The following is a 23,534-nucleotide window of genomic DNA, read 5'->3' as shown; positions in this document are numbered from 1 at the left end:
ACCCCGGCTCCGGGCGCCGCGTCCGCCGGATCGGCGGTGCTCGGCGGCGCGGTGCTGCAACCGCAGCTCGACGCCTTCCTCGCCGCGCACGAGGACGAGCTGATCGCCTTCCGCCGCGACCTGCACATGCACCCCGAGCTGGGCTACTCCGAGTACCGCACGACCAGGAAGCTCGCCGAGCGGCTCCGCGCGGCGGGCCTGCACCCGGTCATCCTCCCCAAGGGCACCGGCCTGTTCTGCGACGTCGGCCCCGCCGACGGCGGCACGGTCGCGCTGCGCGCCGACATCGACGCGCTCCCCCTCCAGGACGAGAAGGCCGACGTCCCGTACCGGTCGACGGTGCCGGGCGTCGCGCACGCGTGCGGCCACGACGCCCACACCGCGATGGTGCTGGGCGCGGGCCTGTTCCTCGCGCAGCAGGCGGAGGCGGGGCTGCTGCCCGGCCGGGTCCGGCTGCTGTTCCAGCCCGCCGAGGAGACCCCGGGCGGCGCGCTGGACGTGATGGCCGCCGGCGGTATCGCGGGCGTCGACCGGGCGTTCGCGCTGCACTGCGACCCCCGCATCGAGGTCGGCCAGCTCGGGCTGCGTACCGGCCCGATCACCGCCGCCTGCGACAAGGTGTACGTGAAGGTCACCGGTCCCGGCGGGCACACCGCCCGGCCGCACCTGACCGCCGACCTCGTCTACGCCCTCGCCAAGATCGTCACCGAGCTGCCGTCCGCGCTGTCGCGCCGCGTCGACCCGCGCTCCAGCCTGTCGCTGGTGTGGGGACGGGTGTCGGCCGGGTCCGTCGCCAACGCGATCCCCGACGACGGGATCGCGGAGGGGACCGTCCGCTGCCTCGACGACGACGCCTGGCACCGGGCGCCGGAGATGATGAAGGCGCTGCTGCAGTCGGTCGCCGCCGCCTACGACGTGGAGGCGTCCCTGGAGTACGTCCGGGGCGTCCCGCCGACGGTGAACGAGGCGACCAGCGTCCAGATGTTCCGGGACGCCGCCGCGCAGGTGATGAGCGAGGAGGGCGTGGTGCCCACCCCGCAGAGCCTCGGCGGTGAAGACTTCGGCTGGTACCTGGAGTCGATCCCCGGCGCGCTGGCCAGGCTCGGCGTCCGCACTCCCGGCTCGCCCGGCGAGTACGATCTGCACCGCGGCGACTTCGACGTCGACGAGCGCTGCCTCGCGGTCGGCGTCCGGGTGCTGAGCGCGACCGCGCTGACCGCGCTGTGGGAGGGTGGCCGTCCCGGCGACGCCGAACCGATCGAGGGTGCGGCGCTGGCCTGATTCCCTGATCTTCCCCCCCCCCGCTGACCTGCGGTGCTGGCCTGCCGTGCGGGCCCGTGGCGCGTTGCCTACGCGTTGGTAACGGACCTGTTGCGAATCAGTGCACACGGGAAGTTTGCCCGCATTCGCGAGGTAGCGTCCGATCGATTTCGGTGACCGGTCGGACGGAGCGGTCACCTTCCCGTGGGTGGGAACGGAAGGAGCGCAACCTTGCGCCGTGGACTGAAGATTTCGCTCGTCACCGCGACGGGTGCGGCGGTGCTGCTCAGCGCTTCCGCCTGCGGTGGCAAGAAGGCCGACACCGGCGAGGGTGACGGGGACGGCAAGAAGTCCCTCAAGATCGGCCTGGCCTTCGACATCGGCGGGCGCGGCGACCAGTCGTTCAACGACTCGGCCGCCGCCGGGCTGGACCGCGCGAAGAAGGACCTGAACGTCCAGACCGAGGAGATCTCCGCCAAGCCGGACGAGCCGGACGCCGACAAGGAGTCCCGCCTGCGGCTGCTGGCCAACAAGGGCTACAACCCGGTCATCGGCGTCGGCTTCGCCTACACGACCTCGATCATCAAGGTCGCCAAGGAGTTCCCGAACACGAAGTTCCTCGTCGTGGACGCCGACCAGTGCAAGGTCGAGGGCGCGAACGTCAGCGGCGCCTGCTTCGCCGAGGAGCAGGGGTCCTACCTGGTCGGCGCCGCCGCGGCGCTGAAGTCCAAGACCGGCACGATCGGGTTCATCGGCGGCGTCAACGTGCCGCTGATCGTGAAGTTCTACGCCGGCTACCAGGCCGGGGCGAAGGCGGCCAAGCCGGGCATCAAGATCCTGCCGCCGAAGTACCTGACCCAGCCGCCGAACTTCAACGGCTTCAAGGACACCGGGCTCGGCAACGAGGCCGCCAAGGGCCAGCTCGACCAGAACGCGGACGTCATCTACCACGCGGCGGGCGGCGCGGGCATCGGCGTCATCAAGACCGTCGGCGGGGCCGGCAAGTGGGCGATCGGCGTCGACTCCGACCAGTACAACCAGCCCGCCGTCGCCGGCGTGAAGCAGCAGATCCTCACCTCGATGATCAAGCACGTCGACCTCGCCGTGTACGACTTCGTGGAGAGCGTCGCGAAGAACACCTTCCAGGCGGGCACCAAGCAGTACGACCTGAAGAACGACGGCGTCGGCTACGCCGCGACCGGCGGGAACGTCGACGACATCAAGGCCAAGCTGGACGAGCTGAAGGCCGGCATCGTCAGCGGCTCGATCACGGTCCCGACCAAGGCGTGACGCGGGCCCCGGCCCGTTTCGCACGGCCGTAATCGCGCACCGGGCGTCACCGGCGAGGTGACGCCCGGTGCGGTCACAGGTCAAGAGGAGGGGGAGACTCGTGCCTGACCAGGTGCCGGCCGTGCGGCTGACATCGATCACCAAGCGGTTCCCCGGTGTGGTGGCCAACCACGATGTCGACCTCACCATCGAGCGCGGCGAGGTGCACGCGCTGTGCGGGGAGAACGGCGCCGGCAAGTCCACGCTGATGAAGATCCTCTACGGGATGCAGCGGCCGGACGAGGGCACCATCGAGGTCGACGGCGAGCAGGTCTCGTTCCGGACCCCGGCCGACGCGATCGCCCGCGGCATCGGCATGGTCCACCAGCACTTCAAGCTGGCGGACAACCTGACCGTCCTGGAGAACGTGATCCTCGGCGCCGAGCCGCGCGGCCGGTTCGGCGGCATCGACTTCGCCGCCGCCCGCGCCAAGATCAAGGAGATGTCGCAGGCCTACGGGCTGCACGTCGCCCCCGATGTGCTGGTCGAGACGCTCGGCGTCGGCGAGCGGCAGCGCGTGGAGATCCTCAAGGTCCTGTACCGGGGCGCCCGCGTGCTGATCCTGGACGAGCCGACCGCCGTCCTCGTCCCGCAGGAGGTCGACGAGCTGTTCGGCAACCTGCGCGAGCTGCGCGCCGAGGGCCTGACCGTGCTGTTCATCTCGCACAAGCTGGACGAGGTGCTCGCCGTCGCCGACACGATCTCGGTGATCCGCCGCGGCACCACCGTCGCGAGCCGGCTGGCCCCGAGCGAGGTCACCTCGCGGCGGCTGGCGGAGCTGATGGTCGGGTCGGAGCTGCCTACCCCGGAGCTGCGCGAGTCCACGGTGACCGAGGACGTCCAGCTCGACATCTCCGGCCTGAAGGTGCTCACCCCGGAGGGCCGCGCCGTCGTGGACGACGTGTCGCTCCGCATCCGCCGCGGCGAGATCGTCGGGCTGGCGGGCGTCGAGGGCAACGGGCAGACCGAGCTCATCGAGGCGATCATGGGGATCCGGCACTCGGACGCCGGAACGATCCGCTACGGCGCCGACGACATCACCCACTGGCCGACCCGGCGGCGCCGCGAGGCGGGCATCGCCTACATCCCGGAGGACCGGCACCGGCACGGGCTCGTCCTGGAGGGGACGCTCTGGGAGAACCGCATGCTGGGCCACCAGACGCAGCCGCCGAACGTCCGCGGCCCGTGGATCGACCGGCGCGGCGCCCGCCGCGACACGACCCGGATCGTCCAGGCCTACGACGTCCGGACGCCCGGGATCGACGTGCCCGCCGCCGCGCTGTCGGGCGGCAACCAGCAGAAGCTGATCGTCGGCCGGGAGATGTCCGGCGAGCCGCGCCTGCTGATCGCCGCGCATCCGACGCGCGGCATCGACGTCGGCGCCCAGGCCGCCATCTGGGACCACCTGCGGCAGGCCCGCGCGGCCGGGCTGGCCGTGCTGCTGATCAGCGCCGACCTTGAGGAACTCATCGGTATGTCCGACACCCTGCATGTGATCCTGCGGGGCGAGCTGGTCGCGGAGGTCGATCCGCGGACCGTCACCCCCGAAGATCTCGGCTCCGCCATGACCGGCGCCGGAGCCGACTCATGACCGACCCGAAGGACCCGGGCAAGCCCGACCTGTCGAAAGAGAAGCCGCCGCCCAGTGTTCCGGAGCCGGTGCCGGCGTGGAAGGCGATCATCCAGGGACTGGGGCCGACCGGCCTCGTCCTGCGGATCGGCTCACCGCTGCTGGCGCTGCTGATCTCCCTGGTCATCACGATGATCCTGCTGCGGATCACCGGCGCCGACCCGTTCAGCTCCGTGCAGAGCATGATCGACTACGGCACCAAAGAGAACTCGATCGTCGAGATCGTCAACCGCGCGACCCGCTACTACCTGTCGGCGGTCGCGGTGGCGATCGGGTTCCGGATGGCGCTGCTGAACATCGGCGTGGACGGCCAGTACCGCCTCGCCGCGTTCCTCGCCGCCGCGCTCGGCGGCGCGATCACCCTGCCCGCGCCGTTCGGCCAGCTGCTGGTGATCGTCGCGGCGATGGTGGTCGGCGGGGTGTGGGCGGCGATCGCGGGCGTGCTGAAGGTGACCCGCGGGGTCAGCGAGGTGCTGTCCACGATCATGCTGAACGCGATCGCGACCGGCGTGATCGCCTACCTGCTGAACGACCAGCGGCTCGCCGAGTTCCGGCCGGGCAGCAACAACGTCGCGACCCCGAAGATCCCGGAGGACGGCCGGGTCGGCTCGCTCAACGGCGCGCTGTCGTCCATCGGCATCGACCTGCCCGGCCAGCTGTACGGGCTGCTGCCGGTCGCGATCGTCGTCGGCATCGTGTTCTGGGTCGTGATCAACCACACCAGGTTCGGGTTCGATCTGAAGGTGTCGGGGCTGTCCCAGCCCGCGGCGCAGGCCAGCGGCGTCAACGCCCGCCGCATGGTCGTCTACACGATGATCGCGTCCGGGGTGGTGGCCGGGCTGATCGGGATGCCGGAGCTGCTCGGCGCGTCCTACGAGTACTCGCTGAACTTCCCGTCGGGCCTCGGCTTCACGGGCATCACGATCGCGCTGCTCGGCCGCAACCATCCGGTGGGCATGGCGCTCGCCGCGCTGCTGTTCGCGTTCCTCGACCAGACCTCCGACATCCTCCAGGAGGTGGACGTGCCGAAGGAGATCGTCGGGGTGATGCAGGGCGTGGTCGTGCTGACCGTCGTCGTCGTGTACGAGCTGGTCCGGCGCTGGGAGATCCGGCTGCAGCAGCGCACCGTCGCGGCGGAGCTGGCCACCGGCCACGACCTGGCCCGCGAAACGCCCGGGGCCACGGGCAGCACGGGGAGCGCCTCATGAGCACCGCGACCGGGACGATGACCCCGACCAAGCCCGCCAACGGCAAGCGCAGGCTGCGCTGGCCGCACTACGCGCTGATCGCGTCAGGCGTCCTCGTCCTCCTCTCCCTCGTCCGCGTGATCGACGACGCGAACCCGGTGACCTCCAGCGGGACGGTCAGCGCCTCCCTCCGCCTCGCCGTGCCGATCTTCCTGGCCGGGCTCGGCGGGCTCTGGTCGGAGCGGTCCGGCGTGATCAACATCGGGCTCGAGGGCATGATGATCCTCGGGACCTGGACGGGCGCCTGGGCCGGCTTCCAGTGGGGCCCGTGGATCGGCGTCCTCGCGGGGATCATCGGCGGCGCGCTCGGCGGGCTGCTGCACGCGATCGCGACCGTGTCGTTCGGCGTCGACCACATCGTGTCCGGTGTCGCGATCAACATCCTCGGCATCGGCCTGACGCAGTTCCTCGCCGGGCTGATCTTCGACAAGGGGGAGGCGAAGGCGCTCGGCGGCGGGCCGCGGCAGTCCCCGCCCGTCGACACGATCAATACGCTGACGTTGCCCGTGCTGTCCGGCGGGAAGATCGGCGGCTGGCAGAGCCCCGACTGGCTCGGCTCGCTGGAGGACCACCACTGGTTCCTGGTGTCCGACCTGGCGGGCATCCTGCGCGGCCTGACCAGCGAGATGTCGCTGCTGACGTTCGTGGCGCTGCTGCTGGTGCCGCTCAGCTTCCTGATCCTGTGGAAGACGTCGTTCGGCCTGCGGATCCGGTCCTGCGGCGAGGACCCGTACGCCGCCGAGTCCCTGGGCGTGCAGGTCTACCGGATGAAGTACGCGGCCGTGATCATCTCCGGCGGGTTCTCCGGCCTGGCGGGCGCGTTCCTCGTGGTCGTCGCGGGCAACCTCTTCCAGGACGGCCAGACCAACGGCCGCGGCTTCATCGGCCTCGCCGCGATGATCTTCGGTAACTGGCGTCCCGGTGGCCTGATGACGGGCTCGCTGCTGTTCGGCTACACCGACGCGATGAACGTCCGGGGCGGCGGCGAGTCCGTCCACGCGCTGCTGCTGTTCGTGACGATCCTGCTGGTGGGCGCGGCGGTCTACCAGACGGTGCGGGCGACGCGGCTGCGGCCGCTCGCGGTCACCGATCTCGGCCACCGCGAGGTCCGCAACGCCTACATCAGCGCGGTGCTGGCGCTGGTCGCGGCGGCCGGGCTGCTGACGTGGTTCCTGATGAGCGACCTCGTCCCCGGCGAGCTGGTCTCGTTCTTCCCGCACCTGACGACGCTGCTCGTGCTGGCCCTGGCGAGCCAGCGCCTCCGGATGCCCACCGCGAACGGGCTCCGGTATCGGCGCGGTGAGGCACGATAGCGAGATGGAGATCGACTGGCCTGCCCTGCGCGACGCCGCGCGGGAGGCGATGAAGCGCGCCTACTGCCCCTACTCCGGTTTCCCCGTCGGCGCCGCCGCCCTGGTGGACGACGGCCGCGTCATCAGCGGATGCAACGTCGAGAACGCCGCGTACGGGGTCGCCCTGTGCGCGGAGTGCGGCGTCGTGTCGGCGCTGCACGGCCCCGGCAAGGGGGAGAACCCGCGCCTGGTCGCGGTCGTGGTCGTCGACGGGCACGGCAACACGCTGATGCCGTGCGGCCGCTGCCGCCAGCTCCTCTGGGAGCACGGCGGCGCGTCGATCCTGATCGAGACGACGGAGGGCATCCTGCCCATGTCGGCCGTGCTGCCGGACGCGTTCGGTCCCGACGACCTGATCGAGAGGGCGTGATCGGTTGGACGCCATCGACGTCATCCGCGCCAAGCGCGACGGCGGCACGCTGACCCCGGGCCAGATCGACTGGGCCGTCGACGCCTACACGCGCGGCACGATCGCCGAGGAGCAGATGGCCGCGCTGGCCATGGCGATCCTGCTGAACGGCATGACCCGCGCCGAGGTGGCCCGCTGGACGGACGCGATGATCCGCTCCGGCGAGCGGATGGACTGGTCGTCGCTGGACCGTCCGACCACCGACAAGCACTCCACCGGCGGCGTCGGCGACAAGATCACCCTTCCGCTGGCACCGCTCGTGGCCGCGTGCGGCGCGGCGGTCCCGCAGCTGTCCGGCCGCGGCCTCGGCCACACCGGCGGGACGCTCGACAAGCTGGAGTCGATCCCGGGCTGGCGGGCGTCGCTGTCGAACACCGAGATGCTGGACGTGCTGCGCACCGCCGGAGCGGTGGTCTGCGCGGCGGGCGGCGGCCTGGCCCCCGCCGACCGCAAGCTCTACGCGCTCCGCGACGTGACCGGCACCGTGGAGTCGATCCCGCTGATCGCCTCCTCGATCATGTCGAAGAAGATCGCGGAGGGGACCGGGGCGCTCGTCCTGGACGTGAAGGTCGGCTCCGGCGCGTTCATGAAGACGGTGGAGAACGCCCGCGAGCTGGCCGAGACCATGGTCGCGATCGGCACGGACAACGGCCTGCGCACCACCGCCCTCCTCACCGCGATGGACCGCCCGCTGGGCAACGCGGTCGGCAACGCGGTAGAGGTCGCGGAGTCGGTGGAGGTGCTGGCCGGCGGAGGCCCGGCCGACGTCGTCGAGCTGACGCTGACCCTCGCCCGCGAAATGCTGGCCGCCGCCGGGCTCACGGACAAGGACCCGGCCGACGCGCTCAAGGACGGCTCCGCAATGGACGTCTGGCGCCGCATGATCACCGCCCAGGGCGGCGACCCGGACGCGCCGCTCCCGTCCGCCCGCGAGACCCACACGGTCACGGCCCCGTCCTCCGGCGTCCTGACGAGCCTGGACGCCTACGGCGTGGGCGTGGCGGCCTGGCGCCTGGGCGCGGGCCGGGCCCGCAAGGAGGACCCGGTCTCGTTCGCCGCGGGCATCATGTGCCACGCCAAACCGGGCGACACGGTGACCGAAGGCCAGCCCCTCCTCACCCTCCACACCGACGACGAGACCCGCCTGCCCCGCGCCCTGGAATCCCTGGAAGGCGCGTACGAGATCAGGGAAGACGGAACCCCGGCCCTGCACCCCTTGATCATCGACCGGATCTCCTAGCCGCTCAGTGCAGACCGCGCTTGCCGGGCGTCCAGAAGGGTTTGACCTTGACGGACGTGCGCGGCCATCCACGCTCGCGCACCAGGTGATCGCGGACCATCTGGCACGTCCTGGCCTCCCCGGCCACATAGGCGGCACCCGGCGCCGTGGGGAGGTCGAGCCGTGCCACGGCGTCGAGCATGACCTTCGACGACGCCGCGGGTGACCCTTCCCGGTGGACGCGCCGCAGCCGGTGCGGGCCGGGCAGCGGAGGGTCGACCTCCGGGGTCTCGCTCTCCAGCACCCCGTAGACCCGGGCGGACGCGTCCAGCTCCCGCAGCATCGGCCCGAACGCGACGGACGCCGTCTCGTCCCCGGCGAACACGTGGTAGTCGGCGTCCCGGACGGCGAAGTCCCCCTGCGGCCACCAGAACGTCACCGCGTCGCCGGGCTTCGCGTCCCGCGCCCACCGGAGCCCGATGCCGTCGCCGTCGTAGAGGTGGGCCCGGAGCTCCAGCTCCCGCGCGTCCCGGTCGAACTCCCAGATGGTGTAGCTGCGGAGGGTCTCCACCGGACGCAGCAGCCCGTGGAGCGAGAGCGGGTCGTTGATCTGGATCCGGACGTGCTGCCCGGGCGTGTAGCGGAACTCGATCGGCGCCTCGGTGACCAGCCGGATGCGCTTCATCGTCGGCGTGACGTCCCCGACCTCGGTGATCGCCGCCTCCATCGCGTACTTGCCGACCAGCCGGTTCAGCGGGTTACGGGCCATGACTCCTTATCCCCTCTAGATTGATTTAGAGGTATTAAGGAAACATAGAAGCCCTAGACTGTCAACGCCCCGTCCACGAACCCCGGGAAGGACACTCATGAGCCCCAGCCGCCGTGACCGCCTCCGGCAGGAGACCCTGGCGGAGATCCGCGAGGCGGCCCGCACGCTCCTCACCACGCGGGGCACCGCCGCCGTGACGATCAACGCCGTCGCGCGGGAGGTCGGGATGAGCGGCCCCGCGCTCTACCACTACTTCTCCGGGCACGACGAGCTCGTCCAGGCCGTGACCGCCGACTTCTTCGCGGAACTGGCTGCCGAGATGCGCGCCGCCCGCGACGCCCACGGCGCCGACGGAAGCGTCTCCGCCCGCCTGCTGGCGACCTGCCGCGTCATGCGGGGCTGGGCGATCGCGCACCCCGCCGAGTTCGGCTGGATCTTCACCAGCCACGTCCCGCCGACGGTCACCCGCAGCGCCGACTCCGCCCGCAACCTGGCCGGACGCGACTTCGAGCTCGTCTTCCAGGAGGAGATCGCGACGCTGTGGGAGACGGCCCCGTTCCCCGTCCCGGACGACCTGCCGCCCGCCGTCCGCGAGCAGCTGAGCGCCTACGTCGGCAAGCTGGGCGTCAAGCTGCCCGTCGAGGCCGTCTACGTGACCACGACCTGCTGGATCAGGCTCTATGGGCTGCTCTGCATGGAGGTCCTGAACCAGCTCGACTACATCTACACCGACGTGGAACCCATTTTCGAGGAATGTCTCAAGGACCTGGCCGGACTGCTCGGACTCGACTACGAGCCGCCACCGGCCCGGCCCTCCGCTTTGTGAACAATCACCGTTGACGCAGGTCCGCGCGGCTCTGGAAAGCTGATCAGGTTTCTTTCAATGATCAGGGAGCGGAAGTTGAGACCCTCACTCCTGCCCGTCGCGGCACTCGTGGGCACGGCGACCTTGGCGGTAGGCGCCTTGTCGTTGCCCGCCCATGCCGAGACGGCACGTCCTCACATCGTCGTGAAGGACGGCAAGACGCAACCCGTGTTCTCCTACAAGGACGCCATTCGCGAAAAGATTTTCGTCGAGACCAAGGTGGACAGCGACGGGGACGGGAAACGCGACCGCGTGTCCGTGTACCTCACCCGTCCGAAGGAGACGAACGAGGGCCTGAAGGTCGCGTCCATCATCGAGGGCAGCCCCTATTACGGCGGCCTGCACGACACGCCTTACCACCCGGCCGACGTCACCGACTACCCGCGCCTCGCCCCGTGGACGCCCCCGCCGGGCCCGCCCGGCGCGCCGAATTACGCGTTCCCCTATTACGACAACTATTTCGTCTCCCGCGGCTACGCGTTCCTCGCCGCCGACACCCTCGGGACGGGCGACTCCGACGGCTGCCCGACCGCCGTCGGCCCGAACGAGGCCCAGGGCATGAAATCCGTCGTCGAATGGCTCACCGGCGACGCCGTCGCCTACGACGCGAACGGAAAGAAGGTAGAGGCGAACTGGTCGACCGGCAACGCCGCAATGGCGGGCAAGTCCTACGACGGGACGCTGCCGCTCGCCGCCGCCGCGACCCGCGTCAAGGGTCTCAAGACAGTCGTGTCCATTTCCGGCGTCTCCAACTGGTACGACGAATACCGCGCCAACGGCGGCGTGGTCGCCCCCGACGGCTGGGCGGGCGAAGACCTGGACCTGCACGCCAAGGTCGTCCTGTCCCGCAAGAACCCCGCCATCTGCGCGCCCGTCATGCACGACCTCGCGAAGAAGATGGACCGCGTCACCGGCGACTACAACCGCACCTGGGACGACCGGAACTTCGCCAAGCAGGCGCGGCATTTCCGCGCCAGCGTCTTCATGACCAGCGGCCTCGCCGACTGGAACGTCAAGCCGCTCCAGATGTCCCTTCTCTGGGACGGTCTGAAGAAGGCGGGCGTGGACCGGAAACTCTGGATTCACCAGGCCGCCCATGACGAGCCCCTCGACGTCCGCCAAGGCGCATGGCTCGAAGCGCTGAACCTCTGGTTCGCGCACGAGCTCTACGGCGTCCGCAACGACATCATGCGCCAGCCGAAGGTCGACCTGGAACGCACCCCGGGCACCTGGGAAACGCACCGCGACTGGCCCGCGCCCGACGCCCGCCCCGTCCGGCTGGGCCTGAACTCCACCGGCCTGGGCAAGCCCGGCTACGGCACCCAGCACCTCGTCGACGACCCGTCCCGCAAGGCCGAGGAACTGGCCGCCAAGCCGGACGAGTCCGACCCCAACCGCCTGATCTACCTGACGCCCGAGCTGAAGGAATCGGTGAAGCTCAGCGGCACCGCCGAAATCAAGCTCCGCGCCGCCATCAACGGCAAGTCGCCGTACCTGTCGGCGATCCTGGTCGACTACGGCACCGACGAGCGCATCTCCGGCTACGTCCGGACGTCCGACACCTGGTGCTACGGCGACTCGATCCCCACCGACCAGGGCTGCCGTGCCGTCCGCAAGTACACCACCGAGGTCAGCCCCTTCAAGATCGTGACGCGCGGCTGGATGGACATCCGCAACCGCAACTCCATCTGGCACAGCACCCCGGTCAAGCCCGGCAAGGAGTACACGTTCTCCTGGCCGATGCAGCCCTACGACTACGTCTTCAAGAAGGGCCACCGCATCGGCCTGATGATCGTCGCGACCGACCACGCCTACACGCTCCGCTACCCGGCGGGCACCAAGGTCGACGTCGACCTACGAGGAAGCACCCTCACCCTCCCCCTGACCCGCTAGAAGCCAGAAAGAACGGCCCCGCCCATTCGGCGGGGCCGTTCCCTTTTCACCGACTCCCGGCCAGAAACCCGAAGAACCATCCAGCCACTCCGCAAGCACCCCCGAAAACGAGGATCTGCAGCGTCATCTGCCCCAGGCTCATTCCAGCTCCCGCACGAGCGCGCCGATGACACCGTCGACGTCCCGCGCGATCGGCCGCCCATCGCTCCAGGTGAACCACCACGCCTCCCGGACGAAGTCGCACCCGACCTCGACCAGCCGCCCCGACCCACCGACCCGGACGACGCTCACCCACGAGACCCCGCGCCGCTCGATCAGCCCGCACGCCAGCTCCCGCCGCGCCTCCACCGCGTCCCGCAGCACGTGCAGGTTCGCGACCCGCTCGTTGGTAAGAACGCCCTGCTGTCCAACGCTCACACCTCTCACCTCCCTGTGAAGCGGCGCGGCCGGCGAACTCGGGGGGACGCCCACCGGCCGCACCGCGCTTGAGAACGGCGGCCACCCGGCCGCCGTGATCACAGACTCCGGACCCGCGCCCGCTGCGCCTGCTGGACCAGCGCCTCCCGCAGAAGTGGCGCGGTGGGGAACATCAGCGTCGGCTCGACCCCGACGTTGGGGTCATGGAGGCTGGCCACCCATTCGCCCAACCGCCCGTCCTGCTTCACGGCCCGCCAGATCCGCCACCCGCGGAAGTCGTCCCGCAGCCGCCCCAATTCCCGCTCGTCGTCCCGCACTCGCGTGTCCATCCCGAAACCCCTGGTCCTTCGGCCTGTCCGTTTCCTGTGACCAGCGTCACGCAATTGGATTACGCTCTGCTACAGAGCAACCACAACCAAGCACCAACCAAGATCGCCGCCGATCCGAGGAACACCCCCATGACCGCCGAGATAGGCACCCACACGCGCGACCCTCTGATCCGTACCTTCGGCGTGGTCCTGCGCGGTTATCGCGAGGCCGCAGGGTTGTCCCGCCCTCAACTGGCCGACGCGCTCGGATGTACGGCCGCCTGGATCGAGAAAATGGAGACCGGCACCAAGCCGTCCATCCCAGCCGCCATCGACCTGGACACCTACTTCAAGATCCCGACCAAGACCTTCCAGAACATCGCGGAAGACATCGAACGGATGGGCAAGCACCTGGCTTTCCCTCCGGGCTTCGCGGGTTTTGTGGAGCAAGAAGCCAAGGCAACGTCGATTTACGGCTTCGAGGCCCAAGTCATCCCGGGGCTCCTCCAAAGGGAGGCGTACGCTCGGGCAATCATGGACGCTGGGCAGCCTCAGGATGAGCTAGACGGTCTGGTTGAAGCGCGGATTGGCAGACAGGCGATCCTCGAGACGGCCCGGCCACCCCGGGCGTGGTTCGTGATCGACGAATCGGTCCTCTTAAGGCCAGCAGGTGGGAAGGACGCGATGCGTGAGCAGTTGTCTTACCTGCTCAAGGTGATGACCGAGTCCCCGAACACTCAGGTTCGGGTGCTTCCCTTCGAGTCGATCACATGGGCTGGCCTCGATGGCTCCTTCGAGATTCTCGAGTTGCCGGATGGGCATAAGGCCGCTTACCTGGAGTATCCCGGGTCGGGAGTGCTGACCCACGAGCCGAGTAGAGTCGAAGCAACATCGGTACGCTTTCAGCTCGTCATGGGAGAGGCGTTGCCGGCGAGCGCGTCTCTCAAGTTGGTTAAGAGAGCGCTGGAGGATTACGAATGAGCACTCCGGGTCAGTGGGACCTTCAGTGGCGTAAGAGCAGCCGTAGCGGCGGCCAGGGCGGCAACTGCGTGGAGCTCGCGGATGCTACCCCCATGATCGTGGTGCGGGATTCCAAGAACCCGGACGGGCCCAGGCTGGCGTTCGGTCGTGTGGCCTGGCGTGTGTTTGCCGAGCAGGTGAAGGCGAGCAAGTACGACCTGGAGGGCTAGCCATGGGCGCCTCGGACGACCGTTGGCGCAAGAGTAGCCGCAGCGGCGGCCAGGGCGGTGCCTGCGTGGAGGTCGCGAGCCTGGATGACACGGTCGCGGTGCGGGATTCCAAGGACCTCGACGGTCCCAGCCTTGCGTTCGGTCGCGCGGCCTGGCGTGTGTTTGCCGTCCGGGTGAAGGCAAACGAGTTCGACCCGGAGCGTTAATCATGGGGTCGGCCGACGTCCAGTGGCGCAAGTGCAGCCACAGTGGCGGCCAAGGCGGGGACTGTGTGGAGGTCGCGGACCTCGCCCCTGTGATCGCGGTGCGGGACTCCAAGAACCCGGACGGCCCCAGGCTGGCGTTCGGCCGTGCGGCATGGCGGGCATTCACGCGTCGTGTCAGGTCGGACGAGTTCGACCTAGTCACGGAGGGTGCGGAAACGCCCTGCTAATCCCGGGCGCCGCATTCGTGGTGTTTGGTAAATGAGCGTGCGTTGACCGGGCCATGTCATCGGTGGGTCAGCACGTTGACCACGCGGCCGTTGGGGTCGCGGACGAAGAACCGGCGCACGCCCCACTCCTCGTCCTGCAACGGGTGGACGATCTCCGCGCCGGCCTCCCGCATCAGCGCGTAGGCCGCGTCCACGTCGTCCACCTCCACGCTCAGGTCGGGCACGACGGGCGCGGTCTTGTCGTGAGTCATGAAGGTGACCTGCGCGGTGGGGTTGGACGGGGAGGCGAGCGTCACGACCCAGCCGTGGTCCATGACCTCCTCGAACCCCAGGCGGCCGTAGAAGTCCCGGCTCTCGTCGATGGCCTCTGATCGGATGTCGGGCATGACCCGGCGGACGGACATGGCGCCTCCTGCTGACGTGGGAGAAGCGGGCGTGCCCCGATTGTGTCCAGTGGCGCCGGGGGCTCAACCCAACGCATAGCCACGAATGGGCACCGAGAGTAATCAAGCAAACGCGGCACAGGTGTACACCATGTACACATGTAGCGTTGTGTGCACTAGAGTCTCGGTATGGAGTCCTATCCGATCAAGGAGGCGCGGAAGCGCCTTGGAGACATGCACGCCGCCGTGGTTCACGGCCGGTCTCACCCTCGGATCACCAAGAATGGCCGGGATCCTGTGGTGCTGGTCACTGAGCAGGAATGGCAGGAACTTCAACAGCTCCGTCGCGAGCGTGCCGCCCTGCATGCAGACCAGGAGGCGAGCCGCATCCAGCCATATCTGGACGCCGGTGAGACCCCACCTGGCTACGAGGTTTACACCCGCGAACAAGTTGCCTCTGGTGACTGGCTTGCCTGATCATCTCGTCGTCCCCCGCAGCCTCCGGCTCCTGATCGCTGGTATGGCGCCCCACTACCGCACGGCGGTTCAGCTGGTGATCATGTCTTTGTTGAGTGATCCGGTACCGCCCGACGCCAAGCCACTCGGAATCGAGGGGTTGGAGTACACCCACTACACGCTCACCCGCGACGATGTCACCGTCTACTATCTCGTCACGGGCGACAGCGTCGTGATCAATAACGTCCATCCCGACAGCTGACGAGTGCTGGCCTGGGGACCACTCTCATGGGTCGAGCGGCCTATTGCGCTGTCCAGCGGATCGGGTGGCCGGATGGATCAGTGGTGAGCCAGGAGCCGTCGCCGAGAGGCTGGAGGTCGTAGGAGTTCTCGTTGTGGCCGTCGAACCGCGATTGAACCGGCCGGAACGCAGGTCGATGCGGTAGCTGCGGGACCACTCCGAGTCGTCCTCGTTCTCTCCTACCAAGACGACGATCGCGGTGTCCGGGGCTGCTCGTGATGGACCGTCAGGAACCGGTTTCCATCGGGAGTGAGGTCGATGAGGCATCGGTCGTCCCAGGGGTAGCGGTCGAGGGCGAGCCCGCCGGTGGTCAGTGTCGCGCGGTAGATGATCGAGCCGTCCTGGCCCTCGCCGACGTCCAGCAGGACGTGGCCGTCCGACAGGTGGGGTAACAGTTGCGCGCCGTGTCCAGCCGTCTTCAGATCCGCGTGCGCGAGTGGCTTTCCGGTCGCCGCGTCGTGTAGACGGCCTTCTTAGCGCTGGCGAAGACCGCATGTTCTAGCGCGCTGTCGCCGGGCAACGGCCGGAACGTCACACCTCAACTGCCAGCGGACCATTGCGAAGGACAATCACAAAGGCATCATCTCGCTGGACCAGACATCGGTCCACGGCAATCAGTACGACATGAAGGACTTCCTCGAGTGGTGATCGGCCCGGGCCCCGCGGCTCGATCTGGCGGCGCGCGAGACCACCAGACTTGGCCCGGTTGCCTGTGGTTGTCTACCGATATGACGGCGGTGGGGAGGCTGGACGCTGAGAGTCTCGCCGTTCGCGCCGAGCTGCTGAAGCTGGGCAGGCTGTTGACGCCGGGCAACGTGCAGCACAACCCCGCGCTCTCCGAGGGCTACCGGCGGCGCGACGAGCTGTGGCGTCGCTACCGGGAGTGGCTGCCCGAGATTCCGCTGACCCGTGACCCGCATTCCGGCGCCGCTCTTCACTGGCCGCTCGACCCGGTCGATCTTGACGGCTGGTTCTGGAACCATGAGGCGCCCGTCCGCCGCGTTCCCGTACGGCTTCCACGGCTGTGGCTCACGCTGACCGGTGCCATGCGGATCTCCGAACCCGTGACCTATGCGCCGTTCACCTGTGAGCCCGGTCCCGGCGCTCCCTACGTCGTCCCGCGCATTCTGGAGGCGCCGGACGTGCGTGCCGTCATCTCCGAGGTCCCGGTCGGGCGCCACACCGGCTGGGCCGTCGCCTACTTCGGCCCCCTTCCGAGCGTCCCGCTGGAGAACGAATGGGGCGGCCACGAATACTACGTCTACGACGACAACGGCGAATGGAAGGGCTGGTCAGAGCACACGCCCCAAGCCGATGACTGGGACTTCGACCTCCGCCCTTGGCTCGCCTCGGGCCGCCTGCTCTGGATCGTCCCCGGAGACTCCGCCCTCACCCTCCGCGAGGGCGCTGCCTCGTGCCCCTACGTGGGCATTGAAGGCCCCTACGAATGTGCCTCCATCAGAAACGGCAAGCTCACGTACCACTGATCCGACCGGAACCGTGCGGCCTGCAGTTGTGGAAGCCCTGAGGGGGCTTATGTGGTGGGGCAGCGTTTCCAGGAGAATTCGTAGACCTCTTTTTCGCCCATGGTCATGTAGCTGGGCTTGGACGGGTCGGAGGTGCCGAGGTCGACGCGCACGCTGGCGGAGATGTTGAAGTTGCGCTGCTCGCCGCACGGGCTGTACATCGGGTCTTCGTCGATGATGGACGTCTGCCAGGGGCCGGAGAACGGGCCATTGAGCGTTACGGTCTTCGCTTCCGGTTTCGGTGCGCCCTGGAAGTAGGCCGATACCGCCACGGTGCCCGAGGCGCCGGGCTCCAGGTGCGCGGTGCCGCTGTATCCGTACGACTTGATGCCGTAGGTGTAGCCCTGCGGGACGTGGATCCTCATGTTGATCTGGCAGTTCTTCCGAGCGTCCGCCGGGTTTGAGGCGCCACCTGCGTCGGCGCGCATGTCGCTTCGGGTAATGGTGAAGGTGCTGGAGTCGTGCGAAAGGGCGACCGATGCCGTCCCGATTGGGCAGCCTGTGCCGTTGATTGTCGCTATCTCGATGGTCACCCCCTTCGGTGGGGGATCGGCGACTGCGGCGGTGGAGGTCAGGGCGTGCAGAGCGATTGTGGCGGCCATCGCCGTGAGCACTGAGCGTCCGGGTTTCATCTTGGGCAGCCTTCCAGAACGGGGAGAGTGAATGCCGTGCATGCGGCGCGGCATTGCTGCGGTGATCCTGGCGGGCCCGGAAATGCTCCGTTAGCCTAATTCTCGATCAATAAGAATGTCAATGTTAATTGACATTCTGTCCTCTTCAACTTTTTCACGTCGTCGGGATCCTCCGGAGACTTGGGCTTGGTGGACGCAGGTCCCGCCGGAAAACGGTTTGACGGTGGGGGTGGGCGTGTGGGTACGGTGCGTTCGTCGTCGTAGATCGTGAGGACACGCGCGTGAACACGCCCGCTATTTCTCTCTGACCCGTATCACCAGCGCTTCGTAGGCCTGTGGGCCTCTGCCGGGCTGTCCCCGGCTCTTTAGCGTTCCTGGCCGGCTGAGCGCGGCCTTGTATCAGGGCTTAGAGAGATCGTGTCTTCACAACCCAATAGAGATTGTTCCGTGCTGTCCTGGGCGGTGCGGTGCGTCCGCCTGCCCCTGTTGTCCTTGCGGTGCCTGGAGTGCGGGGCGACGACCGCCACGGCCGAACGGCGGATGTTCCGCGTCAACGCCAACAAGAAGCTCCTGGACGTGTGGCTGCTCGTCGACTGCGTTCGTTGTGGGGCGACGACGAAGGTCGCGGTTCATGAGCGTGTTCCGGTGCGCTCGGTCGATCGGCTGCGTGCCTTTGAGGACAACGACCCGCGTCTTGTCGAGCGGGTGCTTCTGGACCCGCAGGTCGCGCGCCGCAACCGCTTCACCCTGGACTGGGACGGTGCGTGGTACCTGGATACTCCGGAAGTGCCGCCGCTGGACGCGGACTGGCCGGTGTGCGTCGAGGTCGCGTTCGAGGCTCCCGTCCCGCTCCGGCCGGATCGGTTGATCGGGCGGGGGCTCGCGCTAAGCAGGAGTGCGGTCGCGCGCCGGGTCAAATGCGAGGTCACGCTTACCCGCAAAACGAGCCGTGCGTTCGGCTTCGTCCTTCTTCCCCGGTTGCTCTAGGGGTACGCTTGCGCGATGCGACCTTTGAGGTATTCCATCCACGTCACATTGGACGGGTGCTGCGATCACCGTGAGATATTCACGGACGAGGAATTGCATCAGCACGCGACCGAGACCATCGCCAGGGCCGATGCCCTCATCTTCGGCAGGGTCATCTACCAGATGATGGAGGAGGCGTGGCGGCCGCCGGCGCCTGCGGAAGCCAGGCCCGACTGGATGGAACCCTTCGCCCGGACGATCGACGCGACAAAGAAGTACGTCGTTTCGAACACCCTTGAGCGGGTCGACTGGAATGCCGAACTCGTGCGCGGGGATTTGGAGGAGACCGTCCAGCGGCTCAAGCGGGAATCGGGCGAAGGGCTTTATACGGGAGGTGTGAAGCTCCCGCTGGCGCTGGCGGAGCTGGGATTGATCGACGAGTACGAGTTCGTGGTGGTGCCCAGGCTGGCGGGTCACGGGCCGACGCCGTTCGCGGGGCTGTCGAAGGTCCTTGACCTGAAGCTCGTGGACCGGCAGGAGTTCAGCTCGGGGGCCGTGGCGATGCGTTACGAGCCGAAGAAGGGGGCCGTGTGACGGGCCCTTTGTCCAGGTGAGTTCTGGCGTTCTCAGCCGGGCGGGCAGGTCCTCCAGGCGAAGAGGTAGGTGCTTCCGCGGTCGGAGTTCATGTCGATGGTGCTCGTCTTCGTCCGGGCGGAGGCGGTGAGACGCAGTTCCGTGTTGAGGGTCAGATTGCGGTCCTCGCCGCACGGCACGTAGATGAACTCGCGGGGGTCGAACTCCTTGAAGACCAGCCACTCGCCCGAGTAGGGCCCCTTGAGCGAGGAAAAGCCCGAGTGCCGGGCCGGGAGGCCCGCGTAGTAGTGCGACGCCCTGAAAGCAGCGGTCGCATCGGGTGCCAGTTGGGCCGACCCGTAATGGTCGACGTACGTCACCGCGTATGTGACTCCCTCCGGGGGGATGATCCGCAGGTTGAGCTGGCAGTTCTTCCGGAAGTCGGTGGGGAGGGCGTCGCCGCCGATCTTCGCCGAGTAGTCGCGGTAGTGGACGGTGAAGCCGCCGGGCCCGGGGGTTACCGTCACGGTCTCGCGGCGGCAGCCCGACCCGTTGACGGTCGCGATCTCGATCGTGGGGGTGTCGCGCGGCTGGGCCGCGGACGCGGGGAGAGGGGCCAGGACGGGCAGGGCGGCGACGACGACGCCTAATCCTGTGGTCAGCTTGGCGTCGGGTTTCATCGGGGGCTTGGCACCTCCTGCTGTCAGGCGAGAGTGCGCGTGCCCCGAGTATGTCCAGTGGCGCCGTGGACTCAACCCCCCGCGTGGCCACAAATGGGCACGGACAGTAGTTAACCGATTTCATTGGGTAAGTAGCGGTCGGGTCGCGCCACTGCGGCCCATCGGACCCAACGGAGGGAACGTGCACCAGTTCACCGCTCTCAGCGCCCTGCGGAAGGCGAGGACCCGTGTCAGGGCGCTCGCCGCGGCCGTCGCGGTGGCCGTCGTCGCGCCGCTGACGGTCGCCACCGCCACGCCCGCCAGCGCCGACCCCGCGGCCTACTTCGTGTTCACCGACATCACCAACCAGCAGGCCGTCCTCAAGCTCACCGACCCGGCCAAGATCCAGCACGCCCGGGAACTGGTCAGCGGCGAGACCGTTGACCGGCCGCACGTCTTCGGCCGGATCATCAAGCGCCAGGCGGACTACAACCCGCGCTGGAGCTACCACTACGACCCGTACACGGTCGACTTCTTCGACTACGCCATCGAGGTCTGCGACGCCACCATTCCCTACGTTGAGGATCACCTGGACGAGGCGGGCGGCGCGTTCCTGCCCGGTCTCATGTGGTGCCCCTGGACGTCCCGCCTGATCAGGGAGATCCCCGCGCCGTAACCGTTCCCGGCGCGGTATAGCACCCACTCGCCCAGGGGCCCTGCAGGTCAGGCCCCTGGGCGTTCGCCGCCCTGCCCGGCGAGTGATTTTCGCGTTCCTCCCGTGGTGGTCCGCCGCCGGTCATGTGATGATCAAGTCGTGGCACCCCGTGATCCCTTCACGACTTACCGGAGGTACATCATGCGACAGACGACGATCAAGGGCCCGCGAGCGATCGTAGGAGCCGTGGCGGTGGCCTTAGCCGGGCTGCTGGTCATGGCCACCGCCATCCGTCCGGCCGACGCCGCTCCGACGACCGCCGCCTACTTCGTCTTCACCGACATGGCGAGTGACGACGAGGCCGTCATCGAGCTCACCGACCCCGCCGAGATCCAGCACGCCCGCGACCTGATCAGCGGGTCCGCCACCCACGATCCCCAGGTCATGGGGAAGATCGTCAAGCAGCCGGCGCCGTACAACCCGGGCTGGAGCTACCACCTCGACCCAGCGACGATCCAGTTCTTCGAGATGGCCACCGAGGTCTGTGACGCGTCCATCGCCTACGTCGAGGAGCACCTCGATGAGGCGGGCGGCGCGTTCCTGCCCGGCCTGACCTGGTGCCCCTGGGGCTCGCGCGTGATCAGGGAAGTCCCCGCGTAGCCGCCGACCGGCACGTGCCCGGGGGCCGAGTCAGGTCCCCGGGCCTCGGCGGCAGGGGCGAGCCGGAGACGAGGACTCAGCGGGTCACCGGCGTCTCCTGCCGCACCCGCGACAGCTTCTCGGGATTGCGCACGTAGTAGCACCCGCTGACCAGGCCGTCGTCGAACCGGACGGCAAGCACGCCGTCGATCTCCCCGTCCAGCCGGACGAGCAGGGCCGGGCCGCCGTTGATCTGCACCGGCTCGACCGTCATGACCGCGCCGACCCTGGTGAGGCCCGCGGCGAACAGGCGGGCGACCTTGTCCGCCCCCACGACGGGCTTCAGCACCGCCTGCTTGACCCCGCCGCCGTCCCCGACCACGACCACGTCCGGCGCGAGGACGTCGAGCAGGCTCTGCACGTCGCCCGTCTCGACCGCCCGCTGGAACGCCTCGAACGCGTCCCGGGTCTCGTCCGGCGAGGTCGCCCCGCGCGGGCGGCGCGCGGCGACGTGCGCCCGCGCCCGGTGGGCGATCTGCCGGACGGCGGCCGGGTTCTTCTCCACGGCCTTCGCGATCTCGTCGTAGTCGAAGGCGAACACCTCGCGGAGCACGAACACCGCCCGCTCCAGCGGCGTGAGCGTCTCCAGCACCAGCATCATCGCCATCGAGACGCTCTCGGCGAGCTCGACGTCCTCCGCCACGTCGGGCGAGGTCAGCAGCGGCTCGGGCAGCCAGGAGCCGACATAGGTCTCCTTGCGGCGGCCGAGCGTCCGCAGCCGGGTGAGCGCCTGCCGGGTGGTGATCCGGACCAGGTAGGCGCGCGGATCCCGCACCGTGGCGAGGTCGACGGTCGTCCAGCGGAGCCAGGTCTCCTGGAGGACGTCCTCCGCGTCCGCGGCCGACCCGAGCAGCTCGTAGGCCACGGTGAAGAGCAGGTTGCGGTGGGCGATGAACGCCTCGGTGGCAGCGTCCGGACGGCCGTCGCCGGCGGCGGGCGGTTCGGCGGGCTCGCTCATGGACGGCTCCTTCCCGTTCGATCTCGGTCGTCCCACGCGCACAAGACGCCGGTTCCCGCCGCGCTGTGACATGCGCAGCCGGTGATCCACGTCACGTGACCTGGGACGTCACAGGGATCGGGCGGGCGGCATCTCCATGGCGTCAGGACGCCGCGCCGACGATCGGCGCGGGCGTTCAACTCGTGAACGAGGAGAAGCCATGGAAACCCGTATCGACCTGATGAGCAACGAGTTCGGCGCCAAGTTCTCCAAGCGGTTCGCCGCCGCCGGGCTGCTGGTCCACCAGTCGGCGCTGCCGAGGTCCACGCAGGAGCTGGTGTCGCTGCGCACCAGCCAGATCAACGGCTGCGGCTTCTGCGTCGACCTCCACACCAAGGAGGCGGCGGCGGGCGGCGAGACCGCGGTCCGGCTCAACCTGGTCGCCGCCTGGCGCGAGTCCGCCGTGTTCACCGAGGCGGAGCGGGCCGCGCTGGCGCTCGCAGAGGAGGGCACCCGGCTCGCGGACGCCCACCAGGGCGTGTCCGACGAGACCTGGGCCGAGGTGTGCAAGCACTACGACGACGATCAGGTCGCCGCGCTGGTGTCCCTGATCGCCCTGGTCAACGCGGCCAACCGGACGGGTGTGATCACGCGCATGAAGGGCGGTGCGTACGAGCCCGGCCAGTTCGACGACTTCACCAAGAACTGAGACCGTCCGGCGGCGACCCGCGCTGGTCAGGCGATGCGCCGGCGGGCCCTGTCCTTCAAATGCGCCGGCAGGGCTTCGATCGGCAGCAGTCGCGGCAGCAGATCGGGTTCGGCGGTCAGGGCACGGAAGGCGACGGCCGCGGTCACGTCGTGCCGGGGCCGGTACACCTTCTCGACGGTGTCACCCGGGCGGATCGCGCCCGGCTCGATCACGCGCAGGTAGGCGCCGGGACGAGCCGTCTGGGTGAACCGTTTGATCCAGTCCTCTTCGTCCAGCCATCCCTGGAAGGTGCGGCAGGGAATCCGCGGGCAACTCACCTCCAGGACGACCGCGGACCCCAGCCGCCACCTCTCGCCGATCAGGGCGCCGTTGACGTCGATTCCGGTCGTGGTGAGGTTCTCGCCGAAGACGCCGTCGGGCAGGGTCCTGCCGAGTTCGTCCTGCCAGAAGTCGAGATCCTCGCGCGCGTAGGCGTAGACGGCCTGGTCGGGGCCGCCGTGTCCGGCGCTGAACGTCCTGTCGCCGGCCAGGCCGACCGCTCCCGGCGCGGTGGGTTCCGGAGCGGCGACCATGATCGGGCCGTCGACCGGCCGCTTGTCGATGCCCGTCGTCGAGGCCTTCTGCGCGGGATTGGCCCGGGGCTTGCCGATGTTGACCGAGAGCAGCATCACGATGCGACGATACGTCGCGGATGAGCCGGTTTCGGCGCCGGTGTCG

At 68.8% G+C, this 23,534-nt stretch carries 29 protein-coding genes; 21 read left to right on the top strand and 8 right to left on the bottom strand.

Annotation, left to right across the window (positions count from 1 at the left end):
• Positions 1 to 36 precede the first annotated feature (36 nt).
• The 7 genes from ACH34S_RS04570 (at position 37) to ACH34S_RS04540 (ending at position 8,467) form a co-directional block, all read left to right on the top strand.
• Entirely contained in the window at positions 37 to 1,281 is a 1,245-nt protein-coding gene (locus ACH34S_RS04570) for a M20 family metallopeptidase (RefSeq protein ID WP_395951442.1), read from the top strand.
• A gap of 210 nt (positions 1,282 to 1,491) precedes the next feature.
• Complete coding sequence (locus ACH34S_RS04565) at positions 1,492 to 2,550, top strand: BMP family protein (RefSeq protein ID WP_395951091.1); 1,059 nt, start codon at positions 1,492 to 1,494, stop codon at positions 2,548 to 2,550.
• A gap of 100 nt (positions 2,551 to 2,650) precedes the next feature.
• The gene (locus tag ACH34S_RS04560) at positions 2,651 to 4,180 is read left to right on the top strand and encodes an ABC transporter ATP-binding protein (protein ID WP_395951090.1); all 1,530 of its coding nucleotides are present in this window, start codon (positions 2,651 to 2,653) and stop codon (positions 4,178 to 4,180) included.
• A complete protein-coding gene (locus ACH34S_RS04555) occupies positions 4,177 to 5,427 on the top strand; it encodes an ABC transporter permease (protein ID WP_395951088.1) in 1,251 nt (416 codons plus the stop codon). The genes ACH34S_RS04560 and ACH34S_RS04555 overlap by 4 nt, the downstream gene beginning before the upstream one ends.
• Positions 5,424 to 6,779, top strand: a complete 1,356-nt coding sequence (locus ACH34S_RS04550; protein ID WP_395951087.1) for an ABC transporter permease — start codon at positions 5,424 to 5,426, stop codon at positions 6,777 to 6,779. The genes ACH34S_RS04555 and ACH34S_RS04550 overlap by 4 nt, the downstream gene beginning before the upstream one ends.
• 4 nt (positions 6,780 to 6,783) lie before the next feature.
• Positions 6,784 to 7,188, top strand: coding sequence for a cytidine deaminase (locus ACH34S_RS04545; protein WP_395951086.1), 405 nt, complete (start codon positions 6,784 to 6,786; stop codon positions 7,186 to 7,188).
• A 4-nt stretch (positions 7,189 to 7,192) separates the two neighbouring features.
• Positions 7,193 to 8,467: a thymidine phosphorylase gene (locus tag ACH34S_RS04540; protein WP_395951085.1), complete on the top strand. Its 1,275-nt coding sequence runs from the start codon at positions 7,193 to 7,195 to the stop codon at positions 8,465 to 8,467.
• A 4-nt stretch (positions 8,468 to 8,471) separates the two neighbouring features.
• Here the strand turns inward: ACH34S_RS04540 and ACH34S_RS04535 are convergent, their stop codons facing one another.
• Entirely contained in the window at positions 8,472 to 9,215 is a 744-nt protein-coding gene (locus ACH34S_RS04535) for a siderophore-interacting protein (RefSeq protein ID WP_395951084.1), read from the bottom strand.
• Between the two features lie 97 nt (positions 9,216 to 9,312).
• Between ACH34S_RS04535 and ACH34S_RS04530 the strand changes: the two genes are divergently transcribed.
• Both ACH34S_RS04530 and ACH34S_RS04525 read left to right on the top strand, forming a co-directional pair.
• Positions 9,313 to 10,041 carry a TetR/AcrR family transcriptional regulator gene (locus ACH34S_RS04530; protein ID WP_395951083.1) on the top strand — a complete coding sequence of 243 codons (729 nt, stop codon included), beginning with the start codon at positions 9,313 to 9,315 and terminating at the stop codon, positions 10,039 to 10,041.
• Between the two features lie 75 nt (positions 10,042 to 10,116).
• Positions 10,117 to 11,973 carry a Xaa-Pro dipeptidyl-peptidase gene (locus tag ACH34S_RS04525; RefSeq protein ID WP_395951082.1) on the top strand — a complete coding sequence of 619 codons (1,857 nt, stop codon included), beginning with the start codon at positions 10,117 to 10,119 and terminating at the stop codon, positions 11,971 to 11,973.
• A gap of 138 nt (positions 11,974 to 12,111) precedes the next feature.
• On the opposite strand, the gene ACH34S_RS04520 is transcribed toward ACH34S_RS04525, so the two are convergent.
• Both ACH34S_RS04520 and ACH34S_RS04515 read right to left on the bottom strand, forming a co-directional pair.
• On the bottom strand, positions 12,112 to 12,390 hold the full coding sequence (locus tag ACH34S_RS04520) for a hypothetical protein (RefSeq protein WP_395951081.1): 279 nt from the start codon (positions 12,388 to 12,390) through the stop codon (positions 12,112 to 12,114).
• A gap of 98 nt (positions 12,391 to 12,488) precedes the next feature.
• Positions 12,489 to 12,719: a hypothetical protein gene (locus ACH34S_RS04515; protein WP_395951080.1), complete on the bottom strand. Its 231-nt coding sequence runs from the start codon at positions 12,717 to 12,719 to the stop codon at positions 12,489 to 12,491.
• Positions 12,720 to 12,848: 129 nt separating this feature from the next.
• Here ACH34S_RS04515 and ACH34S_RS04510 point away from each other — a divergent pair, with 129 nt between their 5' ends.
• The 4 genes from ACH34S_RS04510 to ACH34S_RS04495 are packed head-to-tail and all read left to right on the top strand — an operon-like array spanning position 12,849 to position 14,321.
• Positions 12,849 to 13,679: a helix-turn-helix domain-containing protein gene (locus ACH34S_RS04510; RefSeq protein ID WP_395951079.1), complete on the top strand. Its 831-nt coding sequence runs from the start codon at positions 12,849 to 12,851 to the stop codon at positions 13,677 to 13,679.
• Entirely contained in the window at positions 13,676 to 13,888 is a 213-nt protein-coding gene (locus ACH34S_RS04505) for a DUF397 domain-containing protein (protein WP_395951078.1), read from the top strand. The genes ACH34S_RS04510 and ACH34S_RS04505 overlap by 4 nt, the downstream gene beginning before the upstream one ends.
• Positions 13,889 to 13,890: 2 nt before the next feature.
• Positions 13,891 to 14,094: a DUF397 domain-containing protein gene (locus tag ACH34S_RS04500; protein ID WP_395951077.1), complete on the top strand. Its 204-nt coding sequence runs from the start codon at positions 13,891 to 13,893 to the stop codon at positions 14,092 to 14,094.
• Between the two features lie 2 nt (positions 14,095 to 14,096).
• Positions 14,097 to 14,321, top strand: coding sequence for a DUF397 domain-containing protein (locus ACH34S_RS04495; RefSeq protein WP_395951076.1), 225 nt, complete (start codon positions 14,097 to 14,099; stop codon positions 14,319 to 14,321).
• Positions 14,322 to 14,377: 56 nt separating this feature from the next.
• Here the strand turns inward: ACH34S_RS04495 and ACH34S_RS04490 are convergent, their stop codons facing one another.
• Complete coding sequence (locus ACH34S_RS04490; RefSeq protein ID WP_395951075.1) at positions 14,378 to 14,725, bottom strand: VOC family protein; 348 nt, start codon at positions 14,723 to 14,725, stop codon at positions 14,378 to 14,380.
• A 168-nt stretch (positions 14,726 to 14,893) separates the two neighbouring features.
• Between ACH34S_RS04490 and ACH34S_RS04485 the strand changes: the two genes are divergently transcribed.
• From ACH34S_RS04485 to ACH34S_RS04475, 3 genes are all read left to right on the top strand, one after another.
• On the top strand, positions 14,894 to 15,181 hold the full coding sequence (locus ACH34S_RS04485; RefSeq protein ID WP_395951074.1) for a type II toxin-antitoxin system Phd/YefM family antitoxin: 288 nt from the start codon (positions 14,894 to 14,896) through the stop codon (positions 15,179 to 15,181).
• A 91-nt stretch (positions 15,182 to 15,272) separates the two neighbouring features.
• A complete protein-coding gene (locus ACH34S_RS04480) occupies positions 15,273 to 15,422 on the top strand; it encodes a hypothetical protein (RefSeq protein ID WP_395951073.1) in 150 nt (49 codons plus the stop codon).
• Positions 15,423 to 16,189: 767 nt separating this feature from the next.
• Entirely contained in the window at positions 16,190 to 16,948 is a 759-nt protein-coding gene (locus ACH34S_RS04475) for a hypothetical protein (RefSeq protein WP_395951072.1), read from the top strand.
• A 47-nt stretch (positions 16,949 to 16,995) separates the two neighbouring features.
• Here ACH34S_RS04475 and ACH34S_RS04470 read toward each other — a convergent pair whose 3' ends face one another.
• Entirely contained in the window at positions 16,996 to 17,619 is a 624-nt protein-coding gene (locus ACH34S_RS04470; protein WP_395951071.1) for a DUF4360 domain-containing protein, read from the bottom strand.
• Between the two features lie 447 nt (positions 17,620 to 18,066).
• Between ACH34S_RS04470 and ACH34S_RS04465 the strand changes: the two genes are divergently transcribed.
• Together ACH34S_RS04465 and ACH34S_RS04460 are read left to right on the top strand one after the other, a co-directional pair.
• Entirely contained in the window at positions 18,067 to 18,606 is a 540-nt protein-coding gene (locus ACH34S_RS04465; protein ID WP_395951070.1) for a DUF1062 domain-containing protein, read from the top strand.
• A 15-nt stretch (positions 18,607 to 18,621) separates the two neighbouring features.
• Entirely contained in the window at positions 18,622 to 19,179 is a 558-nt protein-coding gene (locus ACH34S_RS04460; RefSeq protein WP_395951069.1) for a dihydrofolate reductase family protein, read from the top strand.
• 32 nt (positions 19,180 to 19,211) lie between these two features.
• Here ACH34S_RS04460 and ACH34S_RS04455 read toward each other — a convergent pair whose 3' ends face one another.
• A complete protein-coding gene (locus ACH34S_RS04455; protein ID WP_395951068.1) occupies positions 19,212 to 19,838 on the bottom strand; it encodes a DUF4360 domain-containing protein in 627 nt (208 codons plus the stop codon).
• A 181-nt stretch (positions 19,839 to 20,019) separates the two neighbouring features.
• Here ACH34S_RS04455 and ACH34S_RS04450 point away from each other — a divergent pair, with 181 nt between their 5' ends.
• Together ACH34S_RS04450 and ACH34S_RS04445 are read left to right on the top strand one after the other, a co-directional pair.
• Positions 20,020 to 20,493: a calmodulin-binding protein gene (locus tag ACH34S_RS04450; protein WP_395951067.1), complete on the top strand. Its 474-nt coding sequence runs from the start codon at positions 20,020 to 20,022 to the stop codon at positions 20,491 to 20,493.
• Between the two features lie 180 nt (positions 20,494 to 20,673).
• On the top strand, positions 20,674 to 21,132 hold the full coding sequence (locus ACH34S_RS04445) for a calmodulin-binding protein (protein WP_395951066.1): 459 nt from the start codon (positions 20,674 to 20,676) through the stop codon (positions 21,130 to 21,132).
• A gap of 76 nt (positions 21,133 to 21,208) precedes the next feature.
• Here ACH34S_RS04445 and ACH34S_RS04440 read toward each other — a convergent pair whose 3' ends face one another.
• Positions 21,209 to 22,129: an RNA polymerase sigma-70 factor gene (locus tag ACH34S_RS04440; RefSeq protein ID WP_395951065.1), complete on the bottom strand. Its 921-nt coding sequence runs from the start codon at positions 22,127 to 22,129 to the stop codon at positions 21,209 to 21,211.
• 199 nt (positions 22,130 to 22,328) lie between these two features.
• On the opposite strand from ACH34S_RS04440, the gene ACH34S_RS04435 reads away from it, so the two are divergent.
• Complete coding sequence (locus tag ACH34S_RS04435; protein ID WP_395951064.1) at positions 22,329 to 22,817, top strand: carboxymuconolactone decarboxylase family protein; 489 nt, start codon at positions 22,329 to 22,331, stop codon at positions 22,815 to 22,817.
• 26 nt (positions 22,818 to 22,843) lie between these two features.
• Here ACH34S_RS04435 and ACH34S_RS04430 read toward each other — a convergent pair whose 3' ends face one another.
• Positions 22,844 to 23,485, bottom strand: a complete 642-nt coding sequence (locus ACH34S_RS04430; RefSeq protein WP_395951441.1) for an MOSC domain-containing protein — start codon at positions 23,483 to 23,485, stop codon at positions 22,844 to 22,846.
• Positions 23,486 to 23,534: the final 49 nt, after the last annotated feature.

Source organism: Actinomadura sp. 3N508, assembly GCF_044326375.1.
Taxonomy (GTDB): domain Bacteria; phylum Actinomycetota; class Actinomycetes; order Streptosporangiales; family Streptosporangiaceae; genus Spirillospora.
This window is presented reverse-complemented; position numbering and strand designations above follow the sequence as displayed.

What these genes read in the sequence shown, in the direction of transcription:
- ACH34S_RS04555 (WP_395951088.1), top strand. Translation starts at nt 4,177, where the DNA reads ATGACCGACCCGAAGGACCCGGGCAAGCCCGACCTGTCGAAAGAGAAG.
- ACH34S_RS04515 (WP_395951080.1), bottom strand. Translation starts at nt 12,719, where the DNA reads ATGGACACGCGAGTGCGGGACGACGAGCGGGAATTGGGGCGGCTGCGG.
- ACH34S_RS04430 (WP_395951441.1), bottom strand. Translation starts at nt 23,485, where the DNA reads ATGCTGCTCTCGGTCAACATCGGCAAGCCCCGGGCCAATCCCGCGCAG.
- ACH34S_RS04485 (WP_395951074.1), top strand. Translation starts at nt 14,894, where the DNA reads ATGGAGTCCTATCCGATCAAGGAGGCGCGGAAGCGCCTTGGAGACATG.
- ACH34S_RS04545 (WP_395951086.1), top strand. Translation starts at nt 6,784, where the DNA reads ATGGAGATCGACTGGCCTGCCCTGCGCGACGCCGCGCGGGAGGCGATG.
- ACH34S_RS04535 (WP_395951084.1), bottom strand. Translation starts at nt 9,215, where the DNA reads ATGGCCCGTAACCCGCTGAACCGGCTGGTCGGCAAGTACGCGATGGAG.
- ACH34S_RS04490 (WP_395951075.1), bottom strand. Translation starts at nt 14,725, where the DNA reads ATGTCCGTCCGCCGGGTCATGCCCGACATCCGATCAGAGGCCATCGAC.
- ACH34S_RS04445 (WP_395951066.1), top strand. Translation starts at nt 20,674, where the DNA reads ATGCGACAGACGACGATCAAGGGCCCGCGAGCGATCGTAGGAGCCGTG.
- ACH34S_RS04440 (WP_395951065.1), bottom strand. Translation starts at nt 22,129, where the DNA reads ATGAGCGAGCCCGCCGAACCGCCCGCCGCCGGCGACGGCCGTCCGGAC.
- ACH34S_RS04435 (WP_395951064.1), top strand. Translation starts at nt 22,329, where the DNA reads ATGGAAACCCGTATCGACCTGATGAGCAACGAGTTCGGCGCCAAGTTC.
- ACH34S_RS04510 (WP_395951079.1), top strand. Translation starts at nt 12,849, where the DNA reads ATGACCGCCGAGATAGGCACCCACACGCGCGACCCTCTGATCCGTACC.
- ACH34S_RS04550 (WP_395951087.1), top strand. Translation starts at nt 5,424, where the DNA reads ATGAGCACCGCGACCGGGACGATGACCCCGACCAAGCCCGCCAACGGC.
- ACH34S_RS04455 (WP_395951068.1), bottom strand. Translation starts at nt 19,838, where the DNA reads ATGAAACCCGACGCCAAGCTGACCACAGGATTAGGCGTCGTCGTCGCC.
- ACH34S_RS04505 (WP_395951078.1), top strand. Translation starts at nt 13,676, where the DNA reads ATGAGCACTCCGGGTCAGTGGGACCTTCAGTGGCGTAAGAGCAGCCGT.
- ACH34S_RS04475 (WP_395951072.1), top strand. Translation starts at nt 16,190, where the DNA reads ATGACGGCGGTGGGGAGGCTGGACGCTGAGAGTCTCGCCGTTCGCGCC.
- ACH34S_RS04460 (WP_395951069.1), top strand. Translation starts at nt 18,622, where the DNA reads ATGCGACCTTTGAGGTATTCCATCCACGTCACATTGGACGGGTGCTGC.
- ACH34S_RS04530 (WP_395951083.1), top strand. Translation starts at nt 9,313, where the DNA reads ATGAGCCCCAGCCGCCGTGACCGCCTCCGGCAGGAGACCCTGGCGGAG.
- ACH34S_RS04470 (WP_395951071.1), bottom strand. Translation starts at nt 17,619, where the DNA reads ATGAAACCCGGACGCTCAGTGCTCACGGCGATGGCCGCCACAATCGCT.
- ACH34S_RS04495 (WP_395951076.1), top strand. Translation starts at nt 14,097, where the DNA reads ATGGGGTCGGCCGACGTCCAGTGGCGCAAGTGCAGCCACAGTGGCGGC.
- ACH34S_RS04500 (WP_395951077.1), top strand. Translation starts at nt 13,891, where the DNA reads ATGGGCGCCTCGGACGACCGTTGGCGCAAGAGTAGCCGCAGCGGCGGC.